We start from the raw sequence: 13,024 nt of genomic DNA on the forward strand, positions 1-13,024 counted from the left end.
TCCCCTGATCGGTGCGCGCACTCGGCGTTCTCGGCCGCGACCGACGGCACGGCCTCGGGCGGTCGTGTGGCGTTGCCCGTGGTCGTGCCGTTGCGGGGTGGTCAGTTGTCCTCCGTGCCTGCTGCCAGGGCCGTCTGGATGAGGACCGGCTTGCGGCGGACGATGTGGAGGGCGCGGCCCGGGGGGAGGACGCGGGGTTTGACGTTGCCGAAGACGTAGCCCTCGGAGGGTGGGCAGGACATGAGGACGCCGGGGGTGTTGACCTCGTCGAGGCGGCGCAGGAGCTGGTCGTTGAGGCCGCGTCCGGCGCCGGTGGCGGAGCGGGCGACGACGATGTGCAGGCCGAGTTCGTGGCCGAGGGCGAGGTGTTCGAAGAGTGGGGCGAAGGGGTGGTCCATGACCGTGCCGCCGCCGACCATGTCGTAGTCGTCGACCAGGACGAACAGGCGGGGCCCCGACCACCAGTCGGCGAGCCGCATCCGGGCCGGGGTGATCTCGGGGCCGGGCAGCCGGGTGCGCAGCGCCTTCGCCGAGCCGCCGACCAGCTGCTTGAGGGTGTCCAGGGCCACGGCGTGGCCGAGCCGGTACTCCTCGGGCACGGCGTCGACCAGGCCGCGGCGGTAGTCCACCACGAGGATGCGGGCCTCGTTCGGGGCATAGCGGGCGACGACCGCGTCCGCGACCAGCCGCAGCAGGTTGGTCTTGCCGCTCTCGGCGTCGGCGACGGCCACCAGGTGCGGGGTGCGGGAGAAGTCGTGCCAGACGGTGCCGAGGGTCTCCTCGTCCTGGCCGAGCGCCAGCCGCAGGCCGTCGGCGAGCTCCGGTGCGGGGAGTTCGGCGGCCGGCAGCCGGTGCGGCAGCATCCGCACCTGCGGGGCGTGCGGCCCGTGCCAGGCGGAGGCGATCCGGTCGACCAGCTCCGCGACGCCCTCGCTGAGCGTCTCCGGGTCCGACGACCCGTCGCCGCGGGGCAGCGCGGACAGGAAGTGCAGCTTGGCGTCGACGGTGAGACCACGCCCGGGGACCTGGGGCACGGAGCCGGCCTTCCGGATGTCCACCACGGAGTCCATGGTGTCGCCGAGCCGCAGTTCGAGCCTGGTCGCGGACTGGTCGCGGACCGGGGCGGTGAGCTCCAGCCAGCGGGCGGTGGCGACGATCAGGTGGATGCCGTAGTTGAGACCGCTGGTGGCGATCTGGTTGAACGTCGGGATGAACTGGTCGAAGTTCTGCCGGACCGCCGACCAGCCGTCGATCACCAGGAAGACGTCGCCGTGCGGTTCGTCGGGGAACTCCCCGGCGGCCCGGCGGCGCCGGTAGGTGGCCATCGAGTCGATGCCCTGGTCCAGGAAGAACTGCTCGCGGTGGGTGAGGACCGCGGTGACCTCGGCGACGGTACGGCTGATCCGCTCGGTGTCGAGACGGGCCGCGACCCCGCCGACATGCGGCAGCCCGGTGAGCTGGGAGAGCGTGCCGCCGCCGAAGTCGAGGCAGTAGAACTGCACTTCGCGCGGGGTGTGGGTGAGGGCGAGGGCCATGATGAGGCTGCGCAGCACGGTCGACTTGCCGCTCTGCGAGCCGCCCGCGACGGCGACATGGCCGCCGGCCCCGGCGAGGTCCACCACCAGCGGGTCGCGCCGCTGGTCGAAGGGCTTGTCGACGAGCCCGACGGGGACCCGCAGCCGCCCGGCGCCGGTCCAGCGGGAGGCGACCAGGCCGCGCTCCGGGTCGGCGGTGAGCCCGCCGAGCAGGGTGTCCAGCGAGGTGGGGGCGTCCAGCGGCGGCAGCCACACCGGGTGGGCGGGCGGCCCGGAGTCGCGCAGCCGGTCCAGGGCCACGGACAGCAGGCTGTCGGCGCTCGCCTCCTCCTCCGGTTCCGGCACGATCACGGCCGGTGCGGGGGCGCGGGGCACGATGTACCCGGTCGACCAGGGCACCACCTGGGTGGCGACCCGGGCCTGGGCGACGGCGCCGCCGCGCCTGCGGTAGGGACCGGAGACGTAGGCCGCGCGGAACCGGGTGAGGGCCTCGACGCCGCTCTTGAGGTAGCCGCTGCCGGGCTGGGAGGGCAGTTCGTAGGCGTCGGGGACGCCGAGGACGCCCCGGGACTCCATCGCGGAGAAGGTGCGCAGGCCGATCCGGTAGGACAGGTGCGACTCCAGCTGGTGCATCCGGCCCTCGTCGAGGCGCTGCGAGGCGAGCAGCAGGTGCACGCCGAGGGACCGGCCGAGGCGGCCGATCATCACGAACAGCTCCATGAACTCGCGGTGCGAGGCGAGGAGTTCGCTGAACTCGTCGACGACGACGAACAGGCTGGGCAGCGGGGCGAGGTCGGCGCCGCCGGCCCGGGCCTTCTCGTACTCCAGGGCCGAGGTGTAGTTGCCGGCCGCCCGCAACAGCTCCTGGCGGCGGATGAGTTCGCCGTGCAGGGCGTCCTGCATGCGCTCCACCAGGGCGGCTTCGTCGGCGAGGTTGGTGATGACGGCGGAGGTGTGCGGGAGTTCGTCGAGACCGAGGAAGGTGGCGCCGCCCTTGAAGTCGACGAGGACGAAGTTGAGGGTCTCGGAGGAGTTGGTGAGCGCGAGGCCGAGGACGAGGGTGCGCAGCAGCTCGGACTTTCCGGAGCCGGTGGCGCCGATCAGCATGCCGTGCGGGCCCATGCCGCCCTGCGCGGACTCCTTGATGTCCAGCTCCACGGGCCTGCCGTCCGCGCCGACCGCGACCGGGACGCGCAGCCGGCCGGAGCCGCCGTGCCGCCGCCACAGCGTGTCGGGGTCGAGGCGGTGCAGGTCGGCGATGCCGAGCAGGGTGGTCAGCTCCATGTCGGCGGAGAGCGGTTCGACCGCGTCGGAGGTGAGGCTCATCCGGTACGGGGCGATCAGCCGGGCCAGCGACTCGGCGGCGACCGGGCCGACCCGGTCGGGGCGGCCCAGGACGGTGGTCTGCTCCTTGCGGCTGCGGTCGGTGCGGACCAGCGCGACGGCGTCGGCGGCGACGTCGAGACGGAGGGTGGTGCGGCCGGGCCGCCAGGTGAGGCTGTCGGAGAGGTCGAGGACGACGGCGTTGCGGTAGCCGGGCCCGTCGAAGCGGTGACCGGCCGGGATGCCCGCGCCGTCCACCACCACGACCACCAGCGGCTCGTCGCGTCCGGGCACGGCCTCCGGGTCGAAGGCGGGCCGCTCGGCGAACTCACTGCCGAGCTGGTCCTCCAGATCGGCGAAGGCGGCGGCCACCATGCGCAGCGGGCCCGCGCCGTCGGTCTCCTGCGGGTGCTGGTTGTGGGGCAGCCACTTCACCCACTCCCATTCGCCGCGTACCTCGTCGGCGGCGCAGACGACGATCCACAGCTCCTCCGGCGGGTGGAACAGGGCGAGTTGGCACAGGGCGGCACGCAGCATCCCGCGGGCGGCGTCCCGGTCGCCGCGCAGCAGCACCCGTGACCAGGAGCGCAGGTAGAGGGCGATGGGCTGGCCGGGGACGGTGCTGTAGGCGCGGATGAAGCGGCGCAGGGCGTGCGCGCACAGCGGTTCGAGGTCCTCGACCGGCTTGGTGGAGACGGGGGTGAGCCGCATGGCGAGCTGCTGGTCGCCGACGGCGATCCGGACCTCGCCGAAGTCGTCGTCCTTGACCCGGCGTTCCCACAGCCGGGTGGTGCGGACGACGGAACGCAGCACCCGGGGTTCGGGGTGGCGCCAGGCGAGGGCGAGCTGCTGCTCGACCACGGCGCGCTGCACGGTGCGCCGGCTCTGCGCGAGGTAGCGCAGGTAGTCCCGGCGTTCGCCGCGCAGCCGCTGTTTGCGGTCGCCCGCCTTGCGCATGACCTGCCCGACCATCATGGCGCCCGCGGCCATCACCATCATGCCGAGCGCGATGTACATGAAGACACCGCTGGACTGCCCGCCGGTCCGCAGGAACAGCATCATCATCGAGACCGACATCATCGCCATCGGCAGATACGTCCACACCGCGGACGTGTCCGGGACGGTCTCCATGAGGGTCGGCGGCTCCTGGAGGACCAACTCGCCGGCCGGCATGTCGGGTCCGCGACGACGGGCCGGACGACGGAACAGGACCACGCTCAACGCTTGGCACTCCTAACGGACTTCGCGCACCGCGGCGGTACGTGGGGGGTGCGTGCCGGGAGGGACCTCGGCACTCGCACGCGGATCACGCTGTCAACACCGTTCGTGGGGGCTCCCGTTGACAACGGTCGCGGGGAGTGTCAGTAGTGTGCACCCCGTCAACTCCATACGTCCATGTCACCCCCTGCTTTCCCACGCTCCCCCCAGCCGTCCCCCACCGTTCCGCGACGCTCCCCCCACCCGGCACGCCGCGCCGCGTGCCCCCGCTTCCGATGTCCAGGAGACGTGAGCCCCGGTATGACCGACACTTCCGTGACCGGCCTGTGCCATCTGACCGTCCGTGCCCCGCGCCGCACGGTCGACCTCGCCGTGCCGTCCGACGTGCCGGTCGCCGATCTGCTGCCCACGGTGCTGCGGTACGCCGGTGAGGACATCGAGGAGCACGGTCTCGAACACGACGGCTGGATACTCCAGCGCCTGGGCGGACGGCCGCTGGACGAGGAGGCGACGCTGGCCTCGCTCGGGCTGACCGACGGCGAGGCGCTCCATCTGCGGCCGCGTACCGAGGCGTTGCCCGAGGTGCGGCTCGACGATCTGGTGGACGGGATCGCCGCGGTCACCCGGGACCGGCTGCACGGCTGGAGCCCGGAGGCGGCGCGGCGGCTGCTGCGCGGCCTGGTGGCGGTGGCGGTGCTGGCCGGCCTGGTCCTACTGGCCCTGCCGGGCGCCCCGGTGTCGCTGCGGGTGGCCACCGCCTGCGGCACCGGCCTGCTGCTGCTGGCCGGGGCGGCCTCGGCGAGCCGGGCGGTGGACGACCCGGCCACCGGCACCGTCCTGGGCCTGCTGGCGTCACCGGCGCTGGCGCTCGTGGGCTGGCTGCTGCCGGGCGGCGAGCTGACCGGGCCGCAGGCCCACCAGGTGCTGGGGGCACGGCTGCTGGGCGCGGCGGCGGCCTGGGCCGGTGCCGCGGTGCTGGCCCTGGCCGCCGCCGCGGCGCGCACCCCGCTGTTCCTGGCGTCGGCGCTGGTGGCGCTGGCGGCGGCCCTGGGCGGCGTGCTGATGACGGTGTTCGACGTGCGCCCGGCGGGCGCGGCGGGTGTGGTCGCGGCGCTGACGGTGCTGGTGGGCGGTCTGGTGCCCGCGCTGTCGTTCCGGTTCGCGGGGATGCGGATGCCGGCGTTGCCCACCAACGCCGAGCAGTTGCAGGAGGGCATCGAGCCGTACCGGGGCAACGATGTCGCCGCCCGCACCGAGCTGGCCGGCGAGTGGATGACGGCGCTGTACGGCGCGACGGGCGTGCTGGCGTCGGCCTGCCTGCTGGCGCTGGCCCACCGGCCCAACCTGCCGGCGCTGCTGAGCGCGCTGGTCCTGTCGCTGCTGCTGCTTCTGCACGGCCGGGGCCTGGTGAACACGGCCCAGCGGCTGGTACTGGTGCTGCCGGGCGCGTGGGGTCTGCTGCTGCTGGCGTTCGGCTGGGGACTCGAGCTGTCCGGCAGCGACCGGGCGCTCCTGGTGGCGGGGCTGCTCGCGGTGGCGGGAGCGCTGACGGTGGCGGTGTGGACGGTACCGGGACGGCGCATGGTGCCCTACTGGGGACGGGCCGCGGAGCTGCTGCACTCGCTGCTGGCGATCGCCCTGCTGCCGCTGACGCTGTGGCTGCTGGGCGTGTTCGGCACCCTCCGCGGCCTCTTCGGCTGACCCGCCGTCAGAACCCCACCGACAAGAAGTACGACGACCCAGCCGGGAGGAAAGCGTGCGGTCGAAGCGCGATCAGGTGCAGGCGCACACGTTCATGATGGGCCGCCTGACCTCGGGCATGCTGCTGGCCGACCCGGACGCACCGGAGAGCCCGCTGGGGCGTACCACCAGGGGTGCGCTGGTCGGTGTGGTCGTCGGCGCGCTGGTCTGCGGCGGAGCGCTGGTGTACGGGCTGGTCAGGCCGGGCGGCAACGACGCCTGGAAGAGCGGCGACACCCTGATCGTCAACAAGGAGACGGGCGCCCGCTATCTGTACAGCGGCGGCCGGCTGCGCCCGGTGCGCAACTACGCGTCCGCCGTCCTGATCGGCGGTTCGGACCTGAAGACCACGTCGGTCGGCACGGCGTCGCTCGCGGGTACCCCGGTCGGCAGGCCGGTCGGCATCACCGGCGCCCCGGACACCCTGCCGGGCTCCGGTGACCTGGAGTCGTCGCCGTGGCAGGTGTGCTCGACGGGCTCCGGTGCGCGGACGACGCTCGTGCCGGGTGCTCCGGTGGCGACGGATCCGCTGGGCACGGAGGCGGGGCTGGTGGTGCGCGGCCCGGACAAGCGGCTCTACCTGGTGTGGCAGGGCAGCCGCCTGGAACTGGACGCGAAGTCGGGCGCGGCGGAGTCCCTCGGCTACGGGCCGGTGACGCCCCGCCCGGTGTCGGCGGCCTTCCTGGACGCCCTGGTGACCGGCCCGAAGCTGGCCGCCCCGGCGGTCGAGGGCCGCGGGGCGGCGGGGCCCGCGCTGGGCGGCCGGGCGACCCGGGTCGGGCAGGTGTTCCGGGTGGTGGCGGGCTCCGGGAACCAGGAGTACGTGCTGCAGAAGGACGGCCTGCACCCGCTGACGGCCACCCGGTCGGCGCTGCTGCTCGGCGACCCGGACACCCGCAAGGAGGCGTACGACGGGACGGCGCCCACGGTCGTCACCATCGACGTCTCCGACCTGCGGGCGCATCAGGCGCCCGGGACGGCGGGGGACCCGTCGGTGCCGGGGCTGCCGGACAGTCCGCCGCGCGCGGTCCGGCCGGCTTCGGGGGAGTCGGTGTGCGCCCAGGTCGACCCGGACGACGGGCAGGTGCGGGTGACGTCGGTGCGGGTGCCGGAGTCCGCGCTGTCCCCGGCGGCCCAGGCGGACACGACGGCGCTGACCGCGGCGTGCGTGCGGGTGGACCGGGTGGTGATGCGGCCGGGGCACGGCACGCTGGTACGGGCGCTGGGCGCCGCCGGTGCGACGGTCGGCGACACCACGTTCCTGGTGGACGACGACGGGGTGAAGTACCGCATTCCGGACGCGAACGCGCTCTCCGCCCTCGGCTACGACGGAGCGACCCCGGTGCGGGTGCCGTCCACGCTGCTGTCGATGCTGCCGACCGGCCCGGAGCTGAACACGCGGGCGGCCGCGGCGGAGCCGGTCTCCGGGGCGGCCCGGGTGCCGGGCGCGACGGCGCAGTGCGGCGGCGGAACCGCGACGGGAACCGGCGGTGCCGCCCTTGCCGGGGGTGCTCCGGCGGGTGGCGCGCCCGCGGGGAGCGCACCTGCGGGCAGCGCACGGATCCAGGGGCCGGCCTCGGCGTCCGGTTCGGGTGCGGGCTCGAAATCTTGACGAGTTCACGCCTAGCCGGGCCGAATTCAGGCCAATTCGTGCGGGACCTCGAACTGCTCCGCACCGGAGGGCCGTGTTCCAGTCAAGTTGCCTGACAGTTAAAGCCTTTGATCGGAAACGGACACCAACCTCAGATCTTCCTCAGGTCGTTGTCAGTACAACTTCCGTCAACCTAGGCTCACTTGCACGCGTACTGTAGATCGACTTACGAGAGGTGGGACGATGGCGGGAGACGGCCAGCAGTCAAGCGAAGGTTCGACACGGAACGGAATCCAGGCCCTGGAGAGCGCCTTCAGCGGCATCGTGAAGATCCGTCAGGACGTCGACAGCACGCGTTCCACCCTGGGCAGCGGCTACCAGGGCAGCGACGGCGGCCAGTACGGCGAGCTGCTCTCGCAGTGGGACGGCCAGTGCAACGTCATCCTCAAGAACCTGGAAGACGTCATCGACCGGCTGAACCAGAGCCTCGTGGAACACAACAAGACCCAGGGTTCCTCGAACGACTCCATCAACCAGGCCTACAACGCGGCGCAGTCGGCCTTCGACCAGCTGGCAGGCTGAGCGACCCCCCGCATCGACACGTCCGACCCCCACATCGCGTGAAAGAGGCAAGCCGTGGCAGACAACCTGACGGACGGTTACATCTACGTCAGCTACAACCACATGTCGAACGCCGCCGACGACATGGTGATGCAGACCAAGGCGATCGCGCAGACCCTGTCCAACCTTGAGCAGGAGCTCAGCGAACTCTCCAAGACCTGGTACGGCAACGACGCCGACGTCTACCGCCAGAAGCAGGCGGCCTGGGACGGCGCGGTGACCAACATGGAGAACCTGCTCACCTCGCACTCGCAGCTCCTCAGCGACATCTCGGACAGCTACAAGTACAGCGAGAACTCGCTCAGCCAGATGTGGTCCGAGGTCACCATCGGCCGCTGAGCCGACCGGTCCCACCGCACCGCACCGGCCGGTCCTCCCCGTGGCCGGTGCGGTACAGGCATCTTCCCGTACCGTCGCCGCGCCGCCCCCCGGACCGGCGCGTCCCGCCAGCGGAGGCACTCATGGCAGACCTGACCCATCTGGACTCGACGGCGCTGAAGAACTTCAAGAACAACGACGTCGCCGACTTCATCAGCGACCTGCTGGAGATCCGCAAGGACAAGGCGGGGATCAGGTCCCTGAAGAACCTTCTCGCGGAGACCGGCGACGACTCCGCCTCGGGCGCCGCCAAGATCCTGCGGATCGGCCTGATGAACGGCGGTGACAGCAAGGACCCGGTCGGCGGGTCCACGCTCGTGGAGGCGCTCAAGACGCAGGCGGGCGCCCTCGACAAGATCCTCAAGGGGCAGAAGACCCTCTTCGACGACATCGACGACGCGCTGGACGAGACGATCACCACCCTGCTCAAGACGCAGGGCGACAGTCTCACCTCGATCGACGGCGAGAAGCTGCTGGACATCTTCGACACCGTCGACGGCGACATGAGCGGCACCGACTCCAACGACTCCTGAGGCCGGTACGCGGTCCGCGGGCTCCCGCTGAGCCCCGGTCCGCGCGCCCCGGACCCCCCACCCCGTCCCCGCCCCCTCATCCCCAGCAGCGGAGTTCCGCCCCATGGCCGACAGCACCAGCACCTCCGGAACCCCCAGCTACGACCCGGACGACTACTTCGCCCAGGCTGTCACCGACTTCACCGGCTACACGATCCCGCCCCGGTCCACTCTGTTCGACAAACTCAGCAGCTCGAACAACGACGACTTCTCCGACCTCAAGCTGTTCCGGATGGACATCCAGGGCATCGACATGCGGGCGGTGACCGCGGCCGACTACTCGGCGCTCTCCGGCTGGCAGGTCAACAAGGGCGAGGACTACGACCTGGCCTTCTACGACGCGGGCGGGGACGGCGCGCACAGCAGTGTGGACATGAAGAAGGCCCGGATCGTGATGATCGGCGTCACGGTCGACGAGAACGGCCGTGCCACGCTCTGGAGCGGCGGGGAGATCACCGGCGGCGGCGCGTTCGAGGGGTCGTACTCGCACGTCCAGTGGGACTCCGGGCCGATGGCGCAGTACATCTCCGGCAGCAAGCTGGTCCTCGACCAGTTGCTGACGAGTCCGTCGTACTCGACCAAGGGCTTCTCTTACAGCGGGCTGACGGTCACCGACGACAACGCCGTCGACATGCTCTCCTTCGAGTCCACCGGACAGTCCTTCGACCGGGTGGTGCAGTTCTTCAAGGACCACTCGGACATCGTGAACCAGTGGATGACCTCGCTCGGCGAGGACCAGGCGGCCTGGAAGGGGAAGGCGGCCAGCCTCTTCTGGCACCTGCTGGACGAGCTGAAGACCAACTACGACGGCTACGTCTCCCAGTTGGGCGGCCGCGACTACACGGCGACCAACAGCACACTCGGCGGCTATGTCCCGAAGTCGAAGCTGAGCGACGCGCTGGCCGCGGCACAGCAGGCGCTGAAGGACGCGGTCACCTCCCTGCAGACCGCGTGGACCAACTGGGCCTCGGACGGCCAGCACGACCCGCACTACCACGTCAAGAAGATCCTCGACGCGATCAGTCAGTGGATCATCAACAACAACATCAACCACGTGCTGGAGGAGACCTCCAGCGCCGGTGAGAGCACCGTCACGACCTACTCCACCGACGCCGGGTTCAAGCAGTCCGTCCCCGACTACGGCGACCTCACCCAGCACACCACCTGGCAGAAGATCGCCGACGCCGCCGTCAAGAGCTGGTCCGACAACGCGGACTCCAAGCTCAAGGAGCCGGCCATCGACGCGCTCAGCGCCGTGAAGAACGCCTGGGCCGACGTGCAGGACGCCTTCGACGACGAGATCACCAACAAGAACAAGGAGACGCTCGCCGAGGTCCTCCAGAAGGAGGAGAACGAGATCGCCGAGGAGGAGGCGAAGGAGAACAACGACAAGCTCAACGAGAACCTGAACAACCTCAACAACAATCTCAACGACAACCTCGACAACCTGAACGACAACCTCAACAACCTCGGCGACAACTTCAACAACCTGAACGACGACCTCAACGACAACCTGAACAACCTGAACGACGGGCTGAACGACAATCTCAACAACCTCGGGAACAACTTCAGCAGCCTCAACGACGGCCTGAACAACAGCCTCAACAACATCGGCGACGGCCTTGACTCGAGTCTCAACAACCTCAACGACGGGCTCAGCAACAGCCTCAACAACGTCGGCGACGGGCTCAACGACCTCAACGCCAACGACCTGGCGAACGCCGCGCTGACGAGCCTCAACCCGTCGCTCCTCAACAACGACTCGACGAAGAACGGCTCGACGTCGCTGAACTCCCCGACCGGGGGCACCACCCAGCTCAACGGCGACGGCACCCTCACCACCACGTTCCCGGACGGCTCCACCCAGACCATCGACCCGTCGACCGGCCTGGTCACCACCACGTCACCCGACGGCACCACCTCGGTCTCCCAGCTCAACCCCGGCACCACCATCACCAACCCGGACGGCTCCACCACCACCCTGAACCCGGACGGCACGCTGACCACGAAGTTCCCGGACGGCACGAGCCAGACCATCGACCCCGCCACCGGCCAGGTCAGCACCCTCAACCCGGACGGCAGCCTGAGCACGTCCACGCTCAACCCGACCGCGGGTTCCTTCACCACACCGGACGGGTCCACCGCCCAGCTCAACGCGGACGGTTCGGTGACCACCCACTTCCCGGACGGCTCCACCGAGACCCTCAACCCGGACACCGGTCAGGTCTCCGTCACCGACCCCTCGGGCCACGTCACCACCACCCATCTCAACGCGGGCGACTCCTTCACCAACCCGGACGGCTCGACCACCACCCTGAACCCGGACGGGACCCTCACCACGAAGTTCCCCGACGGCTCCACCCAGACCCTCAACCCGGACACCGGGCAGCTCACCACCACCGACCCGTCCGGGCACACGACCACCACGGACATCGACGGCAGCGGCCTGCCGTCGTCCTCGACCGACACCAGCGGCCTCAACAGCAGCGGCCTGGACACGAGCGGCCTCGACACGAGCGGCCTGAACAACAGCGGTCTCAACTCCGGCGGCCTGGACACGAGCGGTCTCAACAGCAGTGGGCTCAACAGCGGTGGGCTGAGCGGCGGCGGCCTGAACACCTCGGGCAGCCTGGACTCGGGTCTCGACAGCGGCTACGACGACTACGACAGCACCCCCTACACCGGCGGGGCGCTGCGCTCCGACGCCCTCACCGACGGGACCGCACTCGCCGCCTCCACAGGCACGCAGAGCGCGTCCGGCGGGACCCCGCTCAACCCGATGGGGATGGGCGGCATGGGCGGTATGGGCGGGGGCATGGGCGGCGCCGGCGGGCAGGGCGGCAACAGCGAGCGCACCCGCGCCGTACTCACCGACCCGGCGGGCGGCGCCACCAGGCGCGGCCGGGGCAACCGGGCGACCACGTCCGTCGACGAGGACGAGGACGTCGTGTACACCCGGCCCACCACGTCCAGCGCCCCGTACCCGGTGGGCGGGCCCGGTGCCACGGGCCAGAACGGCCGCTCCACGGAGAGCGGCGACCGCACCCGGGAGGCGTGGCTCACCGAGGACGAGGACGTCTGGGGCACGGACGAGGGCGGATCGCCCGCGGTGATCGGCCGCTGAGGCCGCACCGGCGCAGGAGGGCCGGGAGCGGACGGGAGCGGACGGGATCGTACGGGATCGGGAAAGTCTGGGAGGTGCGCAGTGGACAGCGAGTCGATAGAGCAGCGGTTGGCCAGGGCCATGGCCGAACTGGAGGCCACCGAGGCCGCGGTGGCCCGCGCGGAGGGCGAACTCGCGCGCGCGGAGAGCACGGTGCGCTCGGCGGACCGCGCGGTCGAGGTGACCGTGACCGCGCAGGGCGACCTCACCGCGCTCACCTTCCTGGACGACAAGTACCGGACGATGCCCGCCGGTCAGCTCGCCGCGAGCGTGCTGGAGGCGGTGCAGGAGGCACGGGCCCGCATGGCCCGGCACGTCATGGCGACCTTCGCGCCCTTCACCGAGGCACGCCCCGAGGCCCCCGAACTCACCGGCTTCGACGTGGACTGGAACAAGATCTTCGGGCCCGGTGTGCTGGAGGGCCCGAAGAGCGGCCGGCGTCGCGGAGCCGGCCGGCTCCGCGACGAGATCAGCGAGGACCCGGAGGACTGAGGAGAAGATGTCGGAGAACGCCTACTACGCCAGCCCCGAGGGGCTCGCCTCCGGTACCCGCCAGATCGAGCAGATCAGCCGGCTGGTCACGGACATGGTCAACGAGTTCATCACCGACGTGTCCGCCACCTCGCACTGGCCCGGACACGACGACAGCTACGCCCAGCAGATGCTGCCGCAGGAGAAGCAGCAGCGGCTGAGTGCCATCAAGACGGGCACCTCCCTGTCCGAGGCGGTCGTCGGAGTGGGGGACGGCACGCTCGCCAACCTGAAGAGCGTGCTGGGCACCCAGGGCGGTGTGCTCGACGCCATCCACGACTCCAGCATCAACACGGGCGACACCAATGGTGGTTCGCACGGCGGAAAGCACTGACGCAGCGGATCGAGCCCG

The 13,024-nt window shown here is 71.1% G+C and carries 9 protein-coding genes; 8 read left to right on the forward strand and 1 reads right to left on the reverse strand.

The genetic code is table 11. From position 1 onward, the window contains the following. Nucleotides 1–101 precede the first annotated feature (101 nt). Nucleotides 102–4,031: a type VII secretion protein EccCa gene (gene eccCa, locus ACGF5O_RS22625; RefSeq protein WP_393811928.1), complete on the reverse strand. Its 3,930-nt coding sequence runs from the start codon at nt 4,029–4,031 to the stop codon at nt 102–104. Between the two features lie 345 nt (nt 4,032–4,376). On the opposite strand from eccCa, the gene eccD reads away from it, so the two are divergent. The 8 genes from eccD to ACGF5O_RS22665 all read left to right on the forward strand — a co-directional run bounded on the left by eccD (nt 4,377) and on the right by ACGF5O_RS22665 (nt 13,006). Then, nucleotides 4,377–5,777, forward strand: a complete 1,401-nt coding sequence (gene eccD / locus ACGF5O_RS22630) for a type VII secretion integral membrane protein EccD (RefSeq protein ID WP_393811668.1) — start codon at nt 4,377–4,379, stop codon at nt 5,775–5,777. Between the two features lie 55 nt (nt 5,778–5,832). Then, the gene (gene eccB / locus ACGF5O_RS22635) at nt 5,833–7,428 is read left to right on the forward strand and encodes a type VII secretion protein EccB (RefSeq protein WP_393811669.1); all 1,596 of its coding nucleotides are present in this window, start codon (nt 5,833–5,835) and stop codon (nt 7,426–7,428) included. A 222-nt stretch (nt 7,429–7,650) separates the two neighbouring features. Further along, nucleotides 7,651–7,989: a hypothetical protein gene (locus ACGF5O_RS22640; RefSeq protein ID WP_362598933.1), complete on the forward strand. Its 339-nt coding sequence runs from the start codon at nt 7,651–7,653 to the stop codon at nt 7,987–7,989. 54 nt (nt 7,990–8,043) lie between these two features. Continuing rightward, nucleotides 8,044–8,367 (forward strand): WXG100 family type VII secretion target, encoded by a 324-nt coding sequence (locus tag ACGF5O_RS22645; RefSeq protein ID WP_393811670.1) that lies wholly within the window; start codon nt 8,044–8,046, stop codon nt 8,365–8,367. A 122-nt stretch (nt 8,368–8,489) separates the two neighbouring features. Next, on the forward strand, nt 8,490–8,939 hold the full coding sequence (locus tag ACGF5O_RS22650) for a type VII secretion system-associated protein (protein WP_393811671.1): 450 nt from the start codon (nt 8,490–8,492) through the stop codon (nt 8,937–8,939). 103 nt (nt 8,940–9,042) lie between these two features. Continuing rightward, complete coding sequence (locus ACGF5O_RS22655) at nt 9,043–12,102, forward strand: AAWKG family protein (RefSeq protein ID WP_393811672.1); 3,060 nt, start codon at nt 9,043–9,045, stop codon at nt 12,100–12,102. 81 nt (nt 12,103–12,183) lie between these two features. Beyond that, nucleotides 12,184–12,633 (forward strand): YbaB/EbfC family nucleoid-associated protein, encoded by a 450-nt coding sequence (locus ACGF5O_RS22660; RefSeq protein ID WP_393811673.1) that lies wholly within the window; start codon nt 12,184–12,186, stop codon nt 12,631–12,633. Between the two features lie 7 nt (nt 12,634–12,640). Further along, a complete protein-coding gene (locus ACGF5O_RS22665; protein WP_393811674.1) occupies nt 12,641–13,006 on the forward strand; it encodes a hypothetical protein in 366 nt (121 codons plus the stop codon). Nucleotides 13,007–13,024 lie beyond the last annotated feature (18 nt).

It is taken from the genome of Streptomyces sp. NPDC048291 (assembly GCF_043201715.1).
Taxonomy (GTDB): domain Bacteria; phylum Actinomycetota; class Actinomycetes; order Streptomycetales; family Streptomycetaceae; genus Streptomyces.